The organism is Corynebacterium oculi, from assembly GCF_001412105.1.
GTDB classification, from domain to species: Bacteria; Actinomycetota; Actinomycetes; order Mycobacteriales; family Mycobacteriaceae; genus Corynebacterium; species Corynebacterium oculi.
In genome coordinates this window covers 306,685-327,583 of record NZ_LKST01000001.1, presented here as the reverse complement: position 1 = coordinate 327,583, position 20,899 = coordinate 306,685, and the positions used below count along the sequence as shown (strand labels likewise).

Below are 20,899 nucleotides of genomic sequence, written 5' to 3'. Positions count from 1 at the left end.
AGAGGAGGGACGAAGATAACGAAAAGAACTATAGCGGTAAAAGAGGCTTCTTGCCTAGTGGAGCAAGAGAAAAATTTTATTGGTCTCCCCCTGGCCCGCCTTATCACACCGGCCGCCCCACCGCCCCGATCCCAAGCACCCAACGGGAAGAGCCTCGGCGCCCCCTGGGAGGCGCCGAGGCTCTTATAATTATTTTTGCTTAGAAGCGCACCGCGGAGTGGAACGGCATCATATCAAGCGGACGCTCCGCCACCGGGGAACCGGAGTTGAGGGCGTCAATGATCATGCCGTTGCCCACGTAGATGCCCACGTGGGAGGCCCCGCCGTAGAAGGCCACGATGTCACCGGGCTGCAAGTCACCATAGGCCACCGGCGTGCCCGAGGAGGCCTGGGCCTGAGAGGTACGCGGGATGGACTTGCCCACCTGGGAATACACCCAGGAGGTGAAACCGGAGCAATCGAAGGCATTGGGGCCCGCGGCGCCGTACACGTAGGGGGAGCCGATCTTGCCGCGAGCCACATCCACGATGCTCTGCCCCACAGACGAGGAGGCCGCGCTGGGAACCCCAAAGTCCTGGGCCGGAGGGGTGGACAGCTCGGAGACGGAGGCCGGGGTGAACTCCGTGCTCTGCGCGGGCTGGTCAAAGGAGCCCAGGTCCTGCAAGAAGCCCGCGTTACCGAAGTCCGGGATGTCCACGGAGAAATCCGTGTTGGGAACGGTGAAGGTGGCGGCGTTAGCCACACCCGGGGTCACCACGGTGGCACCCACGGCGAGGGCAGAAGCGGCGGCGAAACGACGAGCGGCGGTGTTCTCCTGCCGACGGTGCTTAGTCACGAATGATCTCCAAATCTTCCTGTCATGCCTACCGGGTTAGCTGTCGAGTGAGGAAACGGAAGGCTCCTCCCCTCAGTCCATCCAGATAGGAAGAGCGCCATGCCCTTCCCCTCCAGACTCTCCCGAGGGGTAAACCCCAGAAGCGAGTGGTTCCCCGGCTCCCGGTGGAAACCTTGGGGTTCCCGCCGAGACTCGGCTTTAGTTTTCAGTTCATGTACTTGCCCCAGGGCGCTGCCCCGCTGCAATGTCTCAATTAGGTTACGAAACGGCCACAAACCTTGTCCAACCGCCCCCGCCGCGAAGCGCCGTTACCGAACCGTTATCAAAAAGATACTGAAAGTTTCCCTAACGTTCTCTTGGCAGCACCCTCGCTCGCACCGCTCCCGTCGGCTCTACCGTTTTCGCAGGTCAAAGACTCTACACATGAGGCGAGACTCCGGCGACCATCACGGCATCCCCACGCATTTCCCAAGAAGAATTAAGCTGCAAATCTCCCACTGTGACCTTAGACACAATGATCTCTGGCGCCGTCCCGGGCCGTCACATGTTTCTCTCCCGCCCCATTCGACTCGCAACGCCAACGCAACCCATTCTTCCCTCTCCCCCGTGGATCTAGCCACCCTGGGTTTGGGAGAGACACCCCTGGCCGCCCGATCCCCGGCCCTACGCCAGTAGCCCCTCTACCCAAGAGCTTCTTCACCCGGCGCACCCGCCATTCAGCACGCCCCACACAAAAAGAGGGCGCCCCCGCAATGATGCGGCGGCGCCCTCTCCCCTCTGAGATCACCCGGGAGGCCTTATATAAAGGCTGCGCACAGCAGCCCGCTCATCCCTCCTCCGGGGTCCTCAGCGGATTAACGATCCGAATCCCGATCGCGCTCCTCATTGGCCTTGTTCAGATTCTCAAACATCTGCGTTTCCTCGTGGTGATTCTCGCGCGCAATCTGACGCTTCCGCTCCTGGATATTCTCAGGATCGGCGGAGAACACACCGTAGGACTCGGAATCCGCGAAGCCGAGCTCGTTGAGCTGCTTGGGCACCTTAGCACCCGAGTACGGCAGCGGAATCGCGTGGCCATGCTCATCCACGCCGCCGAGGGGCTGGTGCACCTCAATGAACGCGCCGTTGGGCAACTGCTTGATGATGCCTGTCTCGATGCCGTGCTCCAGTACCTCACGATCCGAGCGCTGCAAGCCGATGCAGATGCGGTACGTGATGAAGTACGCCAGCGGAGGCAGAACCAGCAGACCGATGCGGCCCACCCAGGTCATCGCGTTCAGCGAGATCTGGAAGTGATAGGCAATGAGGTCATTACCACCCGAAAGGGTAAGCAGGATGAAGAAGGTCAGGCCCATCGCGCCCAGGCCGGATCGCACCGGCACATCGCGGGGACGCTGGAGAAGGTTGTGGTGAGCATCATCGCCGGTGATGGCCTTCTCGATGAAGGGATAGGCGAAGAGAAGGATCACCATGAGCCCCGCCAACAGCGCCACCCAGAACACACCGGGGATCGTGTAGTTACCCAGGTAAAGCTCCCAGGCTGGCATCACACGAGCCGCGCCGTCCGTCCACAGCATGTAAATATCCGGCTGCGAACCAGCCGAAACCTGCGAGGGGTTATAGGGACCCAGCAACCAAATGGCGTTGATGGTGGTCAGACCGGCCATGAGCGCGAGCACGCCAGCAGCCAGCAGACCAAAGGCCACGCTCTTCACGGCAAAGACCGGAAGGATACGAACACCCACCACGTTCTGTTCCGTGCGGCCAGCACCGGGGAACTGGGTGTGCTTCTGGTACCACACCAGGGCCAGGTGCGCGGCGATCAGGCCGAGCAGGATGCCCGGGATGATGAGCACGTGGGCGATGTAGAAGCGATCGAGCATGATCTCGGAGGGGAAGTCGCCACCGAAGATCAGCCAGTGCAGCCAGGTGCCGACGATCGGCAGGCCCACGATGATCGCGGACATAATGCGCAGACCCACGCCGGAGAGCAGATCGTCCGGCAGGGAGTAGCCAAGGAAGCCCTCGGCCATGCCCAGCACGAGCAGGGTGCAGCCGATGATCCAGTTGGCCTCACGGGGGCGTCGGAAAGCACCCGTGAAGAAGATGCGCAGCATGTGAGCCACCATCGAGAACATGAACATCAGCGCAGCCCAGTGGTGCATCTGGCGCACAAACAGGCCACCGCGCACCTCAAAGGAGATGTTCAGCGCGGTTTCGTAGGCGCGAGACATCTCCACGCCCTTGAGGGGGAGGTAAGCGCCGTCGTAGATCACCTTCGTGATGGAGGGATCGAAGAACAGTGTGAGGTACACACCGGTCAGCAGCAGGATGATGAAGCTGTACAGCGCAATCTCACCGAGCATGAAGGACCAGTGGGTCGGAAAGACCTTGTTGATCTGCGGGCGAAGTAGGCCCGAGACCGTGTACCGCTCATCAACGTTATTGCCAATGTGGGCAAGTTTATTACTCATTATGACTTACGCTCCCAGAATGCCGGGCCAACGGGCTCAACAAAGTTGTCCTTGGCGATGAGGTAGCCTTCCTCGTCCACCGTGATCGGCAGCTGCGGCAGCGCGCGAGCGGCGGGGCCGAATACCGGCTTGCCGTAGTGAAGCGCGTCGAACTGCGACTGGTGGCAGGGGCACAGAATACGGTTGGTCTGAGCCTCATACAGCGAGGTGGGGCAACCAATGTGCGTACAGATCTTCGAGTAGGCGTAATAATCACCGTAGTGGAAATCTTCCTGCCCTTCGCGCTCAACCACCTTGGTGGCATCTGCGGAACGCAGGCGAATCAGCATCACGGCGTTACGCGGCCCGTGAATGGAGTGCATGTGGTTGGTGTACACGTCGCGCTTGGGGTCGTAGCGGTCGCCATCGTTGACGTCCTCCTCGGCGAGGGGGAACACCGTCTCCATTGCGGCGGCGTCGAGATCCTCCGGGCGCATACGCACCAGGCGGGAAACGCCCTCGGTGGTCATGTGCGTGCCGGTCTGCCCCTTGTGTTCCTCGGCCACGGCACCGGTGTCGCGGCCAAGGTAAAGCTTCACCCCATTCTCGTGCAGCGTCCACCCAGAGGTCCACAGAGTTCCGTCACCGTTATAGTTCAGCTCGTGTCGCTTCCAAGGGTTCTTTACCATGCCACCCAGCGGAGCCACCACAACCAAACCCGCGAAAATGGCACCGGCGCCCAAGAGCCCCTGCATCGCCTTACGACGCCCCAGCGTCGAGGTCGTCCAGGCATCGTTCAGGAGAGCCGTGACGGTGCGACGATCAATCTCGTCAGAGGGGCCGTCATGGCGCTTCTGCACGGAAATCTCTTCAGGAACAAAGGACTTCACGTACTGAACCGCAAAGATACCCAGGCTCAGAATGGTCAGGCCCGCGGTGAGGCCGAGCATCGGGGTGTAGAAGGTGTACATCCACATGCCCTCATCCCCCAGGCCCTTGTACTGCCACGGCCAGAAGAGGTACGTGGCCAGGAAGCTGAGGCCGGAGACGATGGCAAGGATGAGCCAGGCGTTGAGGACGCGCTGAGCGCGCTTCTCCGCCGGGTCATTGGGCACCGGGAAGCGTTCCTTGCGGTACGCCACAGTGACGCCATCAAGCTCAGTACCCAGACGAGCAAGTTCCTCATTGCTCATGGATTTGAGCTGCTGTTCCGTATATTCGTGATGCTTTGCGTTACTCATGAGCGCGTTCCAATCCAGATAGCAGCGGCGATGAGCGCCACGATGCCGACGAACCACACAAAGAAGCCCTCAGAAACCGGGCCGAGACCACCCAGCGACCAACCACCGGGGCTGGGCGTCTCCTTCGCGGACTTGATGAAGGCGATGATGTCCTTCTTCTCATCCGCGGAGAGCTGGCGATCCGAGAACTTCGGCATGTTCTGCGGGCCGGTGAGCATGGCCTGATAGATCTCCTGCTCGTTGGCGGGATCGAGCACAGGCGCATACTTACCGGAGGAAAGCGCGCCGCCGCGGCCCGTGAAGTTGTGGCAGGAAGCGCAGTTCAGGCGGAAAAGCTCCGAGCCGCGGGCCACATCGGCCGGATCAATCTTGCCGTCGTAGTTCGCTCCGCGCAGCTCCTCCATGGCAATGGAGCCGTCGTCGTTGTACACGATCTCCGGGCCACCGCCGTTTGCCGCCACGTACGCAGCCATAGCGAGCGCCTGCTGCTCCGTGTAGCGCGGGCGCTTGCGCTCCGCCTGGGCGTCATTGGACATCATCGGCATGCGGCCGGAATGCACCTGGAAGTACACCGAGCCTTCGCCCACGCCGATGAGGGAGGGGCCTCGATCTTCCACGCCCTGAAGGTTCGCGCCGTGGCACGTAATACAGGCGACGTCGTAGAGATCCTTGCCCTCCTGGATCAGCGCCTGATCGTCGCGGCTAGCGGAAGCCGTCTGAGCGTCCGGAGTGAGGGCGCTGGCCAGCACACCGGCGCTCGTGAGTCCGAGGGTAAGAGCCAGCGCACCACCAGCGGTCCGGCGCATCTTGCGACGGTTCCGGACCTTCTTACCCGAGGCGGCGGAATCCTGCCGCTCGGTGTTCTTTGGGTTGGTATCCATCATTTCCCTTTATTCTTTATGCGGGTCATGAACACGCGGGGCGATCCAGGTGCAGTGAAACTGGATCGGGCTCCCCTAGTGAATCACGTACACGACCACAAACAGACCGATCCAGACGACGTCAACGAAGTGCCAGTAGTAGGACACCACCATGGCCGCCGTTGCCTGCGCGGGCGTGAACTTGGACTTTGCCACGCGGAGCAGGATCACCACGAAGGCCAGCACGCCGGCCAGCACGTGGGCGGCGTGGAAGCCCGTGGTGATGTAAAAGACGGAAGCGAACACGCTGTTCGAGATGGTCACCCCATTCATGATGAGGTGCGCGTACTCGTACCCCTGAAGGCAGAGGAAGATTACGCCCAGCAGGATCGTCAGCGCGTACCACCTGCGCAGCCCATATACGTCACCTCTTTCCGCTGCGAACACACCGAACTGCGACGTCACGGAGGAGGTCACCAGCACCACGGTAATCATCAACGCGTACCACACGTTGAGATGCTCGGCCTGGTGTGCCCAGTCTCCAGACTGGCCGTTGGCCCGCGACGTAAAGTACATCGCGAAGAGTCCGGCGAAGAACATCAATTCCTGCGACAAAAACACGATGGTGCCGACGCTGACCATATTGGGGCGGTTCAGCGTCGGAACACGCTGCGGTGCTGCCGTACCTGAGTTTGAAATTGCGCTCGTCACGCCTATTAGTATGACTGCTCAAAGCCTGGAAGTCACTTCGTCTCCCCCTCCCCTTTTCAGCGACCCCTTAACAAAAGGGCAGCAACCCCCAGAGTCACTCCAGAAACCCATCCACCCCACCCCTCCCGGCATGGGCATTCACGCAGGTCACGGAGGCGAAGGGCACCTCACCAAGAAACAGCAGGTAGAGGCTGGCAGCACACTCCCGAGAAGGGGGCGTCGCACGCCGGTTTCCCACAGTTCCCCAGAGAGACGTAACTCACATTTTAGCCCGCGCCCACCCCGCCCGGATCAAACTTTTGGATAACCCCCGCCCCTCATCCTTTTTATCGACATCCCCGCCGCCCTACGCGGCCACCATTCCATTAATCTAAGCGATAATAATGGAAAAAAGAATACCCCGCCGATAATTAATAGCGGGGTATTCTTTTTATCAATTCTTAGTGCTTTTCCTTCGGCTGGCCGTACTGAAGGCTCAGCTTGGTGGTGGTGTAGATCAATAGCACTGCACCCAGGGCGATCATCCACCAGTGGAGGTAAATAATGCCCAGGCCCAGCACGAGGATCGCGCCAGACATGGCCGCCGGCCAGATGGAATTGGGGCTGAAGAACCCGAGGGTACCCGCCTTATCCGCCACCTCGGCCTCCTCCCAGTCCTCGGGAAGGATATCAATGCGGCGCTCAGTGAAGTGCAGGTAGCCGCCGAGCATGAGGGTCAGCGCAGAGGCCAGAACCAACCCCACCACACCGGCCCACTCGGTGCCGTGTCGGTAGCCATCATCCTGCACGTAGGTGGTGGCCAGGATGTAGATCACCGCCATGATGACCAGGAAGGCGGTCATCGAGTACATAATCTTGGTGCTTGATTTCATGATGCAGCTCCTACGCCTTAAGCGTTGTTGTTCACGTAGTTATCGCCGTCGCTGGTGTTGCGATCAGAGTTGAACGGGTGCGTGCTGGTGGCGTAGGGCTCTTCACCGATGGCCTTGAGCGCGTCGGAGTTCGGGGCACCGGGATTAGCGGTACGGAACGCCATGTAATCGCGGAACTGATCCGGGGTGACCACGCGCAGCTCGAAGTTCATCATCGCGTGATAGGTGCCGCACATCTCCGCGCAGCGGCCCACAAAGGCACCTTCCTTCTCAATCTTCTCGATCTGGAAGGCTCGCTGTTGCTGGTTGGCCTCCGGGTGGGCGTAGGCATCACGCTTGAACAGGAACTCGGGGATCCAGAAGGAGTGAGCCACATCGCCGGAGGCCAGGCGGAACTCAATCGGAGTCTGGCTCGGCAGAACCAGCACCGGCACCTCTTCCGTGGTGCCCAGCGTCTCCACCCTGTTGTAGTTCAGGTAGGACATATCGCGCTTGGACTTGCCGTGAATGGGGTTATCGCCGTTGGGGTTCACCTGGGTCTCATCGGCCAGGCGCTGACGCTCCTCATCGGTGCCCACATAATCCTGCCCACTCGGCATGAGGGAACCGTCCACCTCGGCGTAACCGAACTTCCAGTTCCACTGGAAGGCCGTGACGTCAACGGTAACCTCCGGGTTCTTGTCCAGGGCAGTCACCTTCTGCTGTGTCTGCACCGTGAAGAAGAAGATCACCATGACGATCACGATGGGCAGGGTGGTCAGCACGAGTTCCAGGGGAATGTTGTACTGCGTCTGCCGCGGGAACTCGCCGGCCCCCTTCTTTTCGGCGCGCTTTGCGCCCCAACGGAAGATAGCGGTGAGGAAGAGACCCCACATGATGAGACCGATGATCCACGCCGCAACCCAGACCCAGACCCAGAAGTTGCCCATGGCGGTGGCCTCCGGGGTAATTCCCTCGGGCCAGCCCATGCGCAGCAACCGATCCACGGCCTCCGGCGGAGCGACGTCACAGCCAGACAAGGCAAGACCCGCAGCGGCAACGATGCCCCCCCAGGGCTACCTTCCGGCCGCGGCCTGCTCGATTTCGCTGTTCCACGTGTGTCTGCCTTTCCTTCCACACAGCTTCCAAGAACCAAGATCAATCAAAGAGGACTGTGGTTCATTCCTAACCAGCAGGATAGCCGATAAGACTCCTGAAACCACGCTGAACCCCTCCGCCCTAACTCTCAGCATCGCCACAGATTATCCCCACTCGAAGCGAATCTTACTGGCCTAGCCCCTTTTCAGCCCCCATCCCTCCCCTTACGCTGTGGCGCAGCCCTCACCAAAGATCCATCGAAAGTTGTCACCCATTCGGGGAGAGCGACCGAGGTTTCCCGGCATATCCACCGATCATCCTCCGGATTCTGCCGGCAGTTCGCCTCCCCCTCACTGCGAGCGGAAGCCATCTTCATGGCGATCACCCGTGTGCGGCGCACAACCTCTCGTGCCATCATTACTTATAATACTTTTTCACCCTCCCCCACCTGTGTAAGGAGTAGACAAAGAATATGTGCGGGCTTCTTGGTTTCCTATCCGCCGATGGGAAAGCCGCTGGCTTTACCGACGCCGTGACCCACGCGCTTGTCTGCCAGCGTCACCGCGGCCCCGACGATTCCGAGTCGTGGTCGGACGGTGACATCGTCTTAGGTTTCAACCGCCTCTCCATCGTGGATCTGGAGCACTCCCACCAGCCCCTGCGCTGGGGGCCCCCGGAGAACCCAGAGCGCTATACCCTGACCTTCAACGGGGAAATCTATAACTACGTGGAGCTGCGCGAGGAACTTCAAAGCGCCGGACACGAGTTCCACACCACGGGTGATTCCGAGACCATCGTGGTGGGGTATCACCACTGGGGCGCGGACGTCGTGGAGCACCTGCGCGGCATGTTTGGCTTTGCCGTATGGGATTCCCAGGAGCGCACGCTTTTCCTCGCCCGAGATCAGTTTGGCATCAAGCCACTCTTCCTGGCCACCACGGATCGCGGCACCGTTTTTTCCTCGGAGAAGAAGTCCATTATGGACATGGCCTCCTCCCTGGATCTAGATCTCAGCCTTGACCGGCGTGCCATCGAGCACTACGTGGACCTCCAGTACGTGCCGGAGCCGGAGACGCTGCACTCCGGAATCCAGCGGCTTGAGTCCGGCTGTTACGCCACTATCACCCCCGGCGCGCAACCGGAGATCACCCGCTATTTCCGCCCCCAGTTCCGCACCTCTCCGATCCCCCAGGGACAGGAGCAGGCCCTCTTTGATCGCATCGCGCGCGCGCTGGAAGACAGCGTGGAAAAGCACATGCGCGCCGATGTCACGGTGGGGTCTTTCCTCTCCGGCGGGATTGACTCCACCGCCATCGCCGCCCTGGCAAAGCGCCACAACCCGGATTTGCTCACGTTCACCACCGGGTTCGAGCGCGAAGGATACTCCGAGGTCGATGTGGCGGCAGAATCTGCGGCGGCCATTGGGGCCAAGCACATCGTCAAGATCGTTTCCCCCGAGGAATACGCGAACGCCCTGCCCAAGATCATGTGGTACCTCGATGATCCGGTGGCCGATCCTTCCTTGGTTCCGCTGTATTTCGTTGCCGCCGAGGCCCGCAAGCACGTCAAGGTTGTGCTCTCCGGCGAGGGAGCCGATGAGCTCTTCGGCGGATACACCATCTACAAGGAGCCGCTTTCCCTCGCGCCGTTCGAGAAGGTCCCCTCCCCCCTACGCAGGGGTCTGCGCCGTCTGGGCGCCGTGCTTCCCGAGGGTATGAAGGGCAAGTCGCTTCTGGAGCGCGGCACCATGAGCATGGAGGAGCGCTACTACGGCAATGCCCGCTCCTTTAATTTCGAGCAGATGCAGCGGGTGCTTCCGTGGGCGATCCGCGAGTGGGATCACCGGGAGGTCACGGCCCCCATCTACGCGCAGTCCCGGCACATGGATCCGGTGGCCCGGATGCAGCATCTTGACCTCTTTACCTGGATGCGTGGCGATATTTTGGTCAAGGCAGACAAGATCAATATGGCCAATTCCCTGGAATTGCGCGTGCCCTTCCTGGACAAGGAGGTGTTCCGTGTGGCGGAGTCCATTCCCCACGAGTTCAAGATCTCCCACGGCACTACCAAGTACGCCCTGCGCAAGGCCATGGAGCAGATCGTTCCGCCGCACGTCCTGCACCGCAAGAAGCTGGGCTTCCCCGTTCCCATGCGCCATTGGCTCGCTGGTGAGGAACTATACGGGTGGGCGCAGGACACGATCCTGGAGTCCCAGACCGAGGAGATCTTTCACAAGCAGGCCGTCCTGGAGATGCTCAAGGAGCACCGCGATGGGGTCTCCGATCACTCGCGGCGGCTGTGGACGGTGCTTGCCTTCATGATCTGGCATGGCATCTTTGTGGAACAGCGCATTGATCCGCGGATTGAGCACAAGGACTACCCGGTGGACATCTAGAACCACGCAGAAAGCCGCGGGCGGCCTCTCCCACAATGAAAGGAGGCCGCCCGCGGCTTTGTGCGATTAAGCTACGTAAACCTAGTGGAAGGAATCCCCGCAGGCGCAGGAGCCACCGGCGTTGGGGTTATCGATGGTGAAGCCCTGCTGCTCGATGGTGTCGGCGAAGTCGATCGTGGCCCCCATCAGATACGGCACGGACATCTTGTCTATCACCAGGCGCACTCCGCCAAACTCGTCGACCTTATCCCCATCGAGCGTGCGGTCGTCAAAGTAAAGCTGATAGCGCAACCCTGCGCAGCCGCCAGGCTGCACGGCGATGCGCAGGGAGAGGTCGTCGCGGCCTTCCTGGTCTAAGAGCGCCTTCGCCTTGGCCGCAGCGGCGTCGGAAAGCGTTACTCCGGTGCTGGTGGGTGCAGTCATCTCGATAAACTCCTTGCTGCCTGAACTATCATGCTGGGGTTTCCCATCACCCTACCCCGGCGCTGCCGTCGCGTTATCGAGGTCACGGGGTGACGCTGCCAAGTGTAACGCGGGAACCTCCGCCGGTATTCCCGCCGGACACGGTGGGCTTGTACAGTTGTAGCCGTGAAATTACCGTGGCAGAACAGTAGCGATCCCACCCCCCGGGACGATTCTCCCGCCGAGGCTTCCGCGCCACAGCAATCGGAGAGCGCTCCCCTCCCCAAGGGATATACCGCGCCCAAGGGCCGCCCCACCCCCAAGCGCAAGGACGTGGAGATAGAGCGCGGAGTGATCCGCGGGACCTCGATGGCCCCCACTACTCCCCAGCAGCAGCGCCAAAAGCGCAAGGAACTCAAGGCCTCCATGTCCAAGCAGGAGTGGAAGGATTACAAGCGCAAGGAGCGTGAGGAGTCGCGGCGTCGCCAGCGGGAAACCCAAGCGGCGATGGATCGCGGCGAGGAGCGCTACCTGCTGCCCAGGGATAAGGGCCCCGAGCGCGCCTTTGCCCGCGATTGGGTGGACTCCCGGCGCTTCCTCACCAACTGGGTGATGCCCTTTGCTTTAGCACTCCTGGTATCCATGTTCGTGACCAACGGGTTCCCCCAGGCCGCCGGCATCGTCTCCCTCGTCTCGATGGCCATCATCCTCGTGTTCGCGGTGGAGGGCATCATCATCGGGCGACGCGCCAACCGCGCCGTGCGCGCCGAATTTCCCGATACTACCCAGGCGGGCATCGGCCTTGCCTTCTACGCCTATTCCCGCGCCTCGCAGCCCCGGCGCTGGCGCAGCCCCAAGCCGCGCGTTGATCTGGGCTCCAGCGTGGGCCGCAGGAACCAGTAGCACAACCCCATAGCCAGCAGCGGAGGTCACCGTGGAGTTATTCAGGACCGTCACGCCCCCCACCGGCGGCGCGGAGCACCTGCCCGCGCCCGTCCCCGTGGAAGCCGCAGGAAGGCTGCGCGACATCGCCGCATTTTTCGCCGCCGTCCAGGGCGTTTCCCCCGAGGCTCCGCTGAGGCCCATCGCCCAACCACGGCTCATCGCCCTCGGTGGGGAGGACTCCCGCCGCGTCTCCCCCACGGCTTCCACTTCCGACGCCCCCACCGACGTCGCTAAGTCCGACGTCGCTAAGGCTACAGCCACCGCTGATACCGCAACCGCTACGAGCAGCCTCACCCCGATCGCTCAATTCCGCTCCGGCACCGGCCCCGTCCGCGCCTTTGCCGAGGCCACAGGGGTGCCCGCCGAACTCGTGGACGTCCCACACCACAGTTCCTTTGAGGAGGCGCTGGCCCTGGGTATCCGGGCCGCCGACGCCCAAGCGGATTGCGGCGTGGATCTCGTTTTACCCGCCCCCCTGGGAATCCCGGACGAAGAGGCCTTGGCGCTCCTGGGGCTACTGTGCTCGGAAGAACCCGTGGTGGTGGTGGGTTTTCACGGCACCGCAGATAAGCAGTGGAGCCAGCGCGTAGAGCGTGTCCGCGATCTCATGTTTGGTGTGCGTTCCCACCGGGGGTCTGCCGCCGAGGTTCTGCGTCACCTGTCCAGCCCCGCGATGGCTGCCCTCGTGGGTTTTCTCGCGCAATCCGCGGTGCGCCGCACCCCGGTCTTGTTAGACACCACCGTGACCTGCGTGGCTGCCTGCTACGCCCAGGCCCTCGCCCCCGGAGCTCAGTCCTGGATGCTGGCCGGGCAGCTTACCCCCCAGGCGGGGCATCTCCTCGCCGTGCGACATCTTGGGCTGACTCCCCTGTTCGCCCTCAACATGCCGCTGGGCATGGGCACCGGCGCGGCCGCCGCTCTACCCCTCATCCGGGCCGCCACCACGCTCTACTCCGGTTAAGGTCGCTGGGCCGCCCGACTCCCCCGGGAGCCCCACCCTGCGCTCCTGCGGGTAAGGCCCAGAGGTTAAGCCCGGGCCTATCCGGCCGAGACCAGGCCGTACACCCAACCGTGGGTGTCCTGCGCCACCCCGCGCTGAATATCGGTGAGCCGCTGGCGCAGCTTCATCGTCACCGCGCCCGGCTGGTTATTACCCACCACAAATTCGCCGTCCTGGGACTTGACCACGCCCACCGGGGTAAGCACCGCCGCGGTACCACAGGCTAGGGCCTCGGTCATCGCGCCGGATTCGGCGTCCCCGCGCCACTCTTCCTTAGAAATACGCCGTTGCTCCGTGGCGTAGCCCAGGTCGCGTGCCACGTGCAGCAGGGAGTCCCGGGTCACGCCGGGCAAGAGCGATCCGCTCAGCTCCGGGGTCACCAGGGTGACTCCCTCCGGGGAGTCCTCGGAGCCGTAGACAAACATGAGGTTCATGCCGCCCATTTCCTCGATGTACTTCCGCTCCACCGCGTCCAGCCATACCACCTGGTCGCACCCCTTCTCACTGGCCTGGGCCTGGGCCAACAGGGAGGCTGCGTAGTTGCCCGCGAACTTCGCGGCCCCGGTCCCTCCGGGGGCCGCGCGCACGTAGTCCTCGGAGAGCCACACGCTCACCGGGTTCACGCCCCCCTTGAAGTACGCTCCCGAGGGGGAGGCCATGAGCAGGAAGGTGTAGGAAGCCGAGGGGTGCACGCCCAGCGTGGCCTCCGTGGCAAACATCAGGGGGCGCAGGTATAGGGCAGCCTCACCACCGGCCGCGGGGACCCACTGCTGATCCACCTCGACGAGCACGCGCAGGGCCTCAAGGAAATCCGCCACCGGCAGTTCCGGCATGGCCATGCGCCGCGCGGAATCCTGCATGCGCTGTGCGTTGCGCTCGGGCCGGAAGGTCGCGATCGAGCCGTCCGGCATGCGGTAGGCCTTGATCCCCTCGAAGATGGCCTGCCCGTAGTGCAGCACCGAGGCCGCCGGAGATAGTTCGAGGGCCCCGAAGGGCATCACCTGGGCGTCGTGCCAGCCCGATTCCCGGTTCCACTCGATGCGCACCATGTGATCCGTAAACTGCTGGCCAAAAGCGGGGTTGGCCAGGATTTCCTCGCGGCGTTCTGCGGGGGTGGGGTTGGGATTACGGTGGACGCCAAAAGTAAGAGAAGTCATGATCCTCACCATACATGCCCCTCATGCTGATCCTGCCCAAACGATAGGCTTGATGGAAGTCTGTTCGATGACCCCAGCTTTGTTACTTCATCACAGGAGGTTTCCCATGCTCAGCGGCCTACCCATTCGCGGCGCGCTTGCGCCCGCCACCTTGGCCACAACCATCCCCGATCACGTCCAGGTGATGCTCATCCCGGCCTTTTCTGGGGAGGAAGGGCCGGAGTTTCCACTCACCACGATCCTCAACGCCAAGGCCGCCCGTGGCGTTATCGACGCCGCTGAGGCCGTGGGCTTTAGCGGCAAGCCCAACGAGGTTATCGTCGTGCCCGCTCCCGCCAAGATCGCGGCGCAGGCAGTCGCGTTGCTGGGGCTAGGTACCGCCGACGACTTCGATCATGAGGTTCTGCGGCGGGCGATGGGCACGGCGGCACGCGCACTTCGCGCTCATGGGCATGTCCTCGCCGCGGTGGGAAACCTGGGCGACGACGCCCTCGGGGCCGCCGTCGAGGGCTATCTCCTGGGGTCATACTCCTACCCTGGCAGGCGCTCCACGCAGCCCGAGTCCCCCGGCGAGGTTACGTTCCTGGGTAAGGGCAAGCGGAACAAGGCCGCTTTCCGGCGCGCCACGATCGCTGCCGAGGCCGTGGCCCTGGCCCGCGATTTCACCAATACCTCCGCCCGGGATCTCTACCCGGCCTCCTATGCCGACGCCCTCGCAGACCTTGCCGCAGAGTACGGGGTGGAGGCCGAGGTCTATGACGCCTATCGCCTCTCCTCAGAGGGCTTCGGCGGGATTCTGGCCGTGGGCGCCGGGTCCCAGCGCGCTCCCCGCCTGGTGCGGCTGCGCTGGGCCCCCGCCACGCCCCGGAAAACTTCCCAGCCCCCAACAAAAGTGGCGCTGGTGGGCAAGGGAATTACCTTTGATACTGGCGGTATCTCCCTGAAGCCCCCGGCCAACATGGAGATTATGGTTTCCGACATGGGTGGTTCTGCGGCGATGGCTGCCAGCGTTTTCGCCGCCGCGCGCCTGGGGCTTCCCGTGGAGATCACGGCATGGCTGCCGCTCGCGGAAAACATGCCCTCGGGTTCCGCCACCCGCCCGGGCGACGTCATTACCCATTACGGCGGCATCAGCTCCGAGGTCATCAACACGGACGCGGAGGGCCGTCTGGTGCTTGCCGACGCCCTCGCGCGCGCCAGCGAGGATCGCCCCGACGCAATCATCGAGGCCGCTACCCTCACCGGCGGGCAGCTCGTGGCCCTGGGCACCCGCACCGCGGGGGTGATGGGCTCGGAGGATCTGCGCGATCTCGTGGCCGAGGCAGGGAACGAGGTGGGAGAATCCGCCTGGGCCATGCCGCTTGTGGAGGAGCATGAAGAGGCCCTGTCCTCCCCGGTGGCCGACGTGCGCAACACGCACAATTCCCGTAACGGTCAGATGCTCTTCGCCGGGGCCTATCTCTCGCGCTTCATCGCCGAGGGGATCGAGTGGGCGCACCTCGACGTGGCCGGCCCGGCATGGAACGAGGGCGCGGCCTACGGCTATACCCCGCAGCGCGCCACCGGAGCCCCGGTGCGCACCGTCCTGCGTGCCTTGGAACACCTGGCGCAGCGGAAGAGCTAAGGGCTCTCGCCGCGTTCCCAGTGAGCGCGGCGTCGTTGTTGCTCCTCGCGCTTGCGCACGATGCGCTCTCGCTCTATGCGGTCCCGCATGCGCTGGGGGTATCCGGTTTCCTCCACGTCATACACCGGGCAGTCCAAGAGTTTCGCCAGGGCGTCTATCCCCTTGGGGCCGCCGATCCGGCGGCGGATGAAGTCCCCGGATTCGTCCACCACCACGGCGGACATCTCGTTGACAAAGGTCTCCGGCTCCACGAAGGCTTCCACGAAGGCTCGGCCCTGGGCCCACTGGCGCAGTTCCTCGGCGTCGTCGGGGCGGATCGTCGCGCCTGGGGCGCGGGGCGGGCGCGTCCCCTGCTTGCTTTTCCGGCGACCAAAAAGTTTAAACACGGCCTACAATTGTAGGGGTACTTGCTGTTATCCCGCGATGATCCTCCCGCCGTGACTCTGGAGGTACCTCCGGTGCGCACCAGTGACGGCGGGCAGGTACGGTTAATGTATTAGATCCACCTACACGACTATCGAGGAGTCTGACACACATGGCGTTCTCAGTAGAGATGCCCGAACTGGGCGAGTCCGTCACCGAAGGAACCATCACCCAGTGGCTCAAGTCCGTCGGTGACACCGTTGAAGCCGACGAACCCCTCCTGGAGGTCTCCACCGACAAGGTAGACACCGAAGTCCCCTCCCCGACCTCCGGCGTTCTCCTCGAAACCAAGGCGGAGGAAGATGACACCGTGGACGTGGGTTCCGTCATCGCCGTGATTGGCGATGCCAACGAGGCTCCGGCCGAGGATTCTCCGGCGCCCGCAGAGCCCCAGGAGCCCGAGGACGCCCCCGCGGAGGCCCAGGAGGCCCCCCAGAGCGCCGCCGAGGAGCAGGCTCCCGATTCCTCCGGTTCTGCCGGGGAGGCCACCGACGTGGCCATGCCGGAACTGGGCGAGTCCGTCACCGAGGGAACCATCACCCAGTGGCTCAAGTCCGTCGGTGACACCGTTGAAGCCGACGAACCCCTCCTGGAGGTCTCCACCGACAAGGTAGACACCGAAGTCCCCTCCCCCGTCGCTGGCACCCTGCTAGAAATCCTCGCGGAGGAGGATGACACGGTGGACGTGGGCGCCACCATCGCCCGCATCGGGGATAAGAACGCCGCCCCTGCTAAGAAGCAGCCGGAGGAGCAGGCTCCCGAGCCCACCGCTCCCGAGGCGGAGGCCCCCGCCGAGGAGGAGGCACAGCAAACCCCCGCTCCCGTCGCGGAGAAGACCGAGGAACCGGAGGAAAAGAAGGAAGAGCCCGCCAAGCCCTCCGCTACCTCCGGCAACCTCCCCTACGTCACCCCCCTGGTGCGCAAGCTCGCGGAGAAGCACTCCGTGGATCTCAGCACCGTCACGGGCACCGGAGTGGGCGGGCGCATCCGCAAGCAGGACGTTCTTGACGCCGCCGAGGGCGCCTCCGCTTCCGGCGATACCGAGTCCGCTGAGTCCACGAGCACCCCCAAGGCTCCGGGGGCGGCTTCCACCAAGTCCGTGGATCCGGAGAAGGCCAAGCTGCGCGGCACGGTGCAGAAGGCCAACCGCATCCGCCAGATCACCGCCACCAAGACGGTGGAGGCATTGCAGACTTCCGCGCAGCTCACGCAGGTGCAGGAAGTAGACATGACCAAGGTGGCCCAGCTGCGCAAGGCCAATAAGCCCACCTTCGCGGAGAAGCACGGTGCGAACCTCACGTATCTGCCGTTCTTTGCCAAGGCCGTGGTGGAAGCCCTGGTCTCTCACCCGAACGTGAACGCCTCCTACAATGCGGAAACCAAGGAGATCACGTACCACGAGAGCGTGAATCTTTCCATCGCGGTGGATACCCCTGCCGGCCTGCTCACCCCGGTGATCCACAACGCACAGGAAAAGACCCTGCCGGAGTTGGCTCAGGCCATCGCGGAGCTGGCCGACCGCGCCCGCAATAACAAGCTCAAGCCGAACGACCTGGTGGGCGGCACGTTCACCATCACCAACATCGGCTCCGAGGGCGCGCTGACCGATACGCCGATCCTGGTTCCGCCGCAGGCCGGCATCCTGGGCACGGGTGTGATTACCAAGCGCCCGGTGGTGGTCACCCGCGATGGCTTGGATTCCATCGCCATCCGCCAGATGGTGTTCCTCCCGCTAACCTACGATCATCAGTTGGTGGACGGCGCCGATGCCGGTCGCTTCCTGACCACCGTCAAGGATCGTTTGGAGACCGCCGACTTCGAGGGCGATCTTCTGCTCTAAGCCCCTCCCCGGCGCGCCTCACCCGAGGTTGCCCAGGTAATACGAGGCCCTAACCCCATTTGGGGTTAGGGCCTCGTTGTTATGCACCTCGCAGTGCTTATAATGCGGCTAGATAGCTCACTCATCTTGTGGTTAAAGGAGACACCTCACTTGACTCACCTCACCCCCGTGACCGATCCCTCGTCTTATCCCGCGCGGCACCTCGGCCCGGATCACACCGAGTCCGGCGCGATGCTCGCCGCCCTCGGTTTTTCCTCCATGGAAGAACTCCTCGATTCCGCCCTTCCCCCGGCCATTCGGGCCGCCGAGGCCCCGGCACTCCCCGCCCCGTTCTCCGAGCACCAGGCGCAATCCCGGCTCCGGGAGCTGGCGGCCAAAAATGTGGCGCTCACCCCTCTCTACGGCCAGGGCTACTATGACACCATCACGCCGCCCGTGATTCGCCGCGGGGTATTAGAGGATCCGGGGTGGTACACGGCCTATACCCCCTACCAGCCGGAGATTTCTCAGGGGCGTTTGGAGGCCCTGCTGAACTTCCAAACCCTCATCTCCGAGCTCACCGGCCTGCCGATTGCCGGGGCCTCCCTGCTCGATGAGGCCAGCGCCGTGGCGGAGGCCGTGGGGCTGATGTCCCGCGCCAAGAAGAAGGGGCGCCGCGTGCTCCTCGATTCCCGCCTGCACCCGCAGGTGCTGGCCGTGGCTGCTGAGCGAGCCCGCGCGATTGAGCTTGAGGTGGAGGTGGAGAACCTCCGTGGCCCCATCGTGGGCGAGGATTATGTGGGCGTGGTGATCGCCTATCCCGGTACAGAGGGGGACATTGTGGATCCCCGGCCGATCATCGAGGAGATGCACACCCGCGGTGGTTTGGCCGCCGTGGCCTGCGATCTCATGGTCTTGCAGGTGTTGGAGTCTCCGGGGGCGCTCGGGGCGGACATCGCGGTGGGATCCTCCCAGCGCTTTGGCGTTCCGCTCTTCTTCGGCGGCCCCCACGCCGCCTTCATCTCCGTGACGGACAAGCTTAAGCGCCAACTCCCCGGCCGCGTGGTGGGCGTGTCCAAGGACGCCGCGGGGACGCCTGCCTATCGCTTGGCGTTGCAGACCCGCGAGCAGCATATTCGCCGGGAAAAGGCCACCTCCAATATCTGCACCGCGCAGGCGCTCCTGGCCGTCACCGCCTCCATGTACGCGGTGTACCACGGCCCCGAGGGGTTGAAGCGCATCGCCCACGCCATTCATCGGCGGGCCGCTCTGCTGGCCCGCGCCGTGGCGGAGGCACCGGGGCTAGATCTGGTGCACGATACGTTCTTTGATACCGTGGCGATCCGCACTCCACAGGCGGCCTCGGAGGTGACGGAGAAACTCGCCTCGGCTGGCTACTTGGTGTGTACGCTAAGTCAGGACACCGTTTCCATTGCCTTTGGCGAGTCCACCACGGACGAGGACGTCCGCGCGATCGCCGAGGTTTTGGGCGCCACCACAGGCTCCGATGTCCCGGAGAATCAGGGGCTACCGGAGGCCCTGCTGCGGCGTTCGGAGACGCTCACGCACCCGATCTTCTCGCGCGTGCATTCGGAGACCCACATGCTGCGCTACCTGCGGGAACTTTCGGATAAGGATCTCGCGCTCGACCGCACGATGATCCCCCTGGGCTCCTGCACGATGAAGCTCAATCCCACGGCGGGCATGGAGCCGATTAGTTGGCCCGAGTTTGCCAATATTCACCCCTACGCCCCGGAGGAGCACACTCGCGGCTGGCGGGAGTTGATCGAGGAGATCGAGGCCTGGCTGGCCGAGATCACCGGCTATGCCAAGGTGTCCGTGCAGCCTAATGCCGGCTCCCAGGGCGAGCTCGCCGGTCTGCTGGCGATCCGCCGGTATCACGTGGCACGCGGGGACCATGCGCGTGATATTTGTCTTATTCCGCAGTCCGCGCACGGCACCAACGCGGCCTCGGCCACGCTCGCGCACCTGCGCGTGGTGGTGGTGGCCACCGCCGAGGACGGTTCCATCGATCTTGCGGATCTGGATTCCAAGCTCGCTCAGCACGCCGATCACGTGGCCGCGATCATGATTACCTATCCCTCCACGCACGGCGTGTTTGAGCCCCAGGTTCGCGAGGTGTGTGAGAAGGTGCACGCGGTGGGCGGCCAGGTGTACATCGACGGCGCGAATATGAACGCCCTGGCGGGCCTGGCGCGGCCCGGAGAGTTCGGCGGCGACGTCAGCCATCTGAATCTGCACAAGACCTTCACCATTCCGCACGGCGGCGGCGGGCCCGGCGTCGGCCCGGTGGCCGTGCGCGAGCACCTGGTTCCGTTCCTGCCCACCGATCCCAACGCCGCCGATCCGCTCCACCCCGCCCCCGAGGGCGGCGGGGTGCCCATCGCCGCCACGCGGTACGGTTCGGCGGGCGTGCTGCCCATTTCCTGGGCCTACCTCGCCATGATGGGCGGAGAGGGGTTGCGTCAGGCCACCGCGCACGCCATTTTGGGGGCTAATTACGTGGCCGCCCGCCTGCGCGATGATTTTCCCATCCTGTACACCGGTTCCACCGGCCTGGTGGCTCACGAGTGCATCGTGGATCTGCGCGCCCTAACCGATGCGTCTGGGGTCACCGCCGCGGACGTGTGCAAGCGCCTCGTGGATTATGGCTTCCACGCCCCCACCCTGGCTTTCCCCGTGGCGGGAACGCTCATGGTGGAGCCCACGGAGTCGGAGAGCCAGGAGGAGCTTGATCGCTTCATCACCGCCATGCGCTCTATCCGCCGGGAGATTCAGGCCATCATCGACGGTGAGGTGGCCTACGAGGATTCCGTGCTGCACCACGCGCCGTTTACCGCCGCCAGCGTTTCCGCTACGCAGTGGCCGTATGCGTTCAGCCGGGAGGAGGCGGCCTGGCCGGTGGCCTCCCTCTACCGGGCTAAGTATTTCCCGCCGGTGCGCCGCATTGATGAGGCCTATGGGGATCGCAACCTTGTGTGTTCGTGCCCCGCCCCGGAGGCCTTCGATATTTCCGGCGATCATGCCCCCGATCCCACCGGCTCCCTGTGACCACCGATACCAC

Annotated in this window: 15 protein-coding genes, 1 pseudogene and 1 riboswitch; of the genes and pseudogenes, 6 read left to right on the top strand and 10 right to left on the bottom strand. The window is 63.5% G+C overall.

Features of this window, described 5'->3' with window-relative positions; translation table 11 throughout:
- Positions 1-199: 199 nt before the first annotated feature.
- The 7 genes and pseudogenes from Cocul_RS01575 to ctaC form a co-directional block, all read right to left on the bottom strand.
- Complete coding sequence (locus tag Cocul_RS01575; RefSeq protein ID WP_055121559.1) at positions 200-835, bottom strand: C40 family peptidase; 636 nt, start codon at positions 833-835, stop codon at positions 200-202.
- A 10-nt stretch (positions 836-845) separates the two neighbouring features.
- A riboswitch (cyclic di-AMP (ydaO/yuaA leader) is annotated at positions 846-1,043 on the bottom strand.
- Between the two features lie 646 nt (positions 1,044-1,689).
- Positions 1,690-3,309, bottom strand: coding sequence for a cytochrome bc1 complex cytochrome b subunit (qcrB, locus tag Cocul_RS01570; protein ID WP_055121558.1), 1,620 nt, complete (start codon positions 3,307-3,309; stop codon positions 1,690-1,692).
- Positions 3,309-4,529, bottom strand: coding sequence for a cytochrome bc1 complex Rieske iron-sulfur subunit (gene qcrA, locus Cocul_RS01565; protein ID WP_055121557.1), 1,221 nt, complete (start codon positions 4,527-4,529; stop codon positions 3,309-3,311). The genes qcrB and qcrA overlap by 1 nt, the downstream gene beginning before the upstream one ends.
- The gene (qcrC, locus tag Cocul_RS01560) at positions 4,526-5,413 is read right to left on the bottom strand and encodes a cytochrome bc1 complex diheme cytochrome c subunit (protein WP_211257083.1); all 888 of its coding nucleotides are present in this window, start codon (positions 5,411-5,413) and stop codon (positions 4,526-4,528) included. Before qcrC ends, qcrA begins: the two co-directional genes overlap by 4 nt.
- A 72-nt stretch (positions 5,414-5,485) precedes the next feature.
- A complete protein-coding gene (ctaE, locus tag Cocul_RS01555; RefSeq protein ID WP_082422106.1) occupies positions 5,486-6,100 on the bottom strand; it encodes an aa3-type cytochrome oxidase subunit III in 615 nt (204 codons plus the stop codon).
- A 440-nt stretch (positions 6,101-6,540) separates the two neighbouring features.
- Positions 6,541-6,972 carry an aa3-type cytochrome oxidase subunit IV gene (gene ctaF, locus Cocul_RS01550; RefSeq protein ID WP_055121555.1) on the bottom strand — a complete coding sequence of 144 codons (432 nt, stop codon included), beginning with the start codon at positions 6,970-6,972 and terminating at the stop codon, positions 6,541-6,543.
- Between the two features lie 17 nt (positions 6,973-6,989).
- Positions 6,990-8,067: pseudogene (ctaC, locus tag Cocul_RS01545) on the bottom strand (aa3-type cytochrome oxidase subunit II).
- Positions 8,068-8,521: 454 nt separating this feature from the next.
- Here ctaC and asnB point away from each other — a divergent pair.
- Positions 8,522-10,444 (top strand): asparagine synthase (glutamine-hydrolyzing), encoded by a 1,923-nt coding sequence (gene asnB / locus Cocul_RS01540; RefSeq protein WP_055121553.1) that lies wholly within the window; start codon positions 8,522-8,524, stop codon positions 10,442-10,444.
- A gap of 81 nt (positions 10,445-10,525) precedes the next feature.
- Here the strand turns inward: asnB and Cocul_RS01535 are convergent, their stop codons facing one another.
- Positions 10,526-10,867 carry a HesB/IscA family protein gene (locus Cocul_RS01535; RefSeq protein ID WP_055121552.1) on the bottom strand — a complete coding sequence of 114 codons (342 nt, stop codon included), beginning with the start codon at positions 10,865-10,867 and terminating at the stop codon, positions 10,526-10,528.
- A gap of 165 nt (positions 10,868-11,032) precedes the next feature.
- Between Cocul_RS01535 and Cocul_RS01530 the strand changes: the two genes are divergently transcribed.
- The gene (locus Cocul_RS01530) at positions 11,033-11,749 is read left to right on the top strand and encodes a DUF3043 domain-containing protein (protein ID WP_055121551.1); all 717 of its coding nucleotides are present in this window, start codon (positions 11,033-11,035) and stop codon (positions 11,747-11,749) included.
- A gap of 31 nt (positions 11,750-11,780) precedes the next feature.
- The gene (locus Cocul_RS01525) at positions 11,781-12,752 is read left to right on the top strand and encodes a nicotinate-nucleotide--dimethylbenzimidazole phosphoribosyltransferase (RefSeq protein ID WP_055121550.1); all 972 of its coding nucleotides are present in this window, start codon (positions 11,781-11,783) and stop codon (positions 12,750-12,752) included.
- Between the two features lie 77 nt (positions 12,753-12,829).
- Here Cocul_RS01525 and Cocul_RS01520 read toward each other — a convergent pair whose 3' ends face one another.
- On the bottom strand, positions 12,830-13,948 hold the full coding sequence (locus tag Cocul_RS01520; RefSeq protein WP_055121995.1) for a branched-chain amino acid aminotransferase: 1,119 nt from the start codon (positions 13,946-13,948) through the stop codon (positions 12,830-12,832).
- Between the two features lie 106 nt (positions 13,949-14,054).
- Here Cocul_RS01520 and Cocul_RS01515 point away from each other — a divergent pair, with 106 nt between their 5' ends.
- Positions 14,055-15,572 carry a leucyl aminopeptidase gene (locus tag Cocul_RS01515; protein WP_055121549.1) on the top strand — a complete coding sequence of 506 codons (1,518 nt, stop codon included), beginning with the start codon at positions 14,055-14,057 and terminating at the stop codon, positions 15,570-15,572.
- On the opposite strand, the gene Cocul_RS01510 is transcribed toward Cocul_RS01515, so the two are convergent.
- The gene (locus Cocul_RS01510; RefSeq protein ID WP_055121548.1) at positions 15,569-15,958 is read right to left on the bottom strand and encodes a hypothetical protein; all 390 of its coding nucleotides are present in this window, start codon (positions 15,956-15,958) and stop codon (positions 15,569-15,571) included. The two genes, Cocul_RS01515 and Cocul_RS01510, sit on opposite strands and share 4 nt — an antisense overlap.
- Before the next feature lie 149 nt (positions 15,959-16,107).
- Between Cocul_RS01510 and sucB the strand changes: the two genes are divergently transcribed.
- Both sucB and gcvP read left to right on the top strand, forming a co-directional pair.
- On the top strand, positions 16,108-17,835 hold the full coding sequence (gene sucB, locus Cocul_RS01505) for a 2-oxoglutarate dehydrogenase, E2 component, dihydrolipoamide succinyltransferase (protein WP_055121547.1): 1,728 nt from the start codon (positions 16,108-16,110) through the stop codon (positions 17,833-17,835).
- Positions 17,836-17,985: 150 nt separating this feature from the next.
- Complete coding sequence (gene gcvP, locus Cocul_RS01500) at positions 17,986-20,886, top strand: aminomethyl-transferring glycine dehydrogenase (RefSeq protein WP_281176032.1); 2,901 nt, start codon at positions 17,986-17,988, stop codon at positions 20,884-20,886.
- The last annotated feature ends 13 nt before the right edge of the window (positions 20,887-20,899 follow it).

Coding starts and splice junctions, on each gene's coding strand:
- qcrB (WP_055121558.1), bottom strand. CDS start 3,309: ATGAGTAATAAACTTGCCCACATTGGCAATAACGTTGATGAGCGGTAC.
- qcrA (WP_055121557.1), bottom strand. CDS start 4,529: ATGAGTAACGCAAAGCATCACGAATATACGGAACAGCAGCTCAAATCC.
- qcrC (WP_211257083.1), bottom strand. CDS start 5,413: ATGATGGATACCAACCCAAAGAACACCGAGCGGCAGGATTCCGCCGCC.
- ctaF (WP_055121555.1), bottom strand. CDS start 6,972: ATGAAATCAAGCACCAAGATTATGTACTCGATGACCGCCTTCCTGGTC.
- asnB (WP_055121553.1), top strand. CDS start 8,522: ATGTGCGGGCTTCTTGGTTTCCTATCCGCCGATGGGAAAGCCGCTGGC.
- Cocul_RS01535 (WP_055121552.1), bottom strand. CDS start 10,867: ATGACTGCACCCACCAGCACCGGAGTAACGCTTTCCGACGCCGCTGCG.
- Cocul_RS01520 (WP_055121995.1), bottom strand. CDS start 13,948: ATGACTTCTCTTACTTTTGGCGTCCACCGTAATCCCAACCCCACCCCC.
- Cocul_RS01515 (WP_055121549.1), top strand. CDS start 14,055: ATGCTCAGCGGCCTACCCATTCGCGGCGCGCTTGCGCCCGCCACCTTG.
- sucB (WP_055121547.1), top strand. CDS start 16,108: ATGGCGTTCTCAGTAGAGATGCCCGAACTGGGCGAGTCCGTCACCGAA.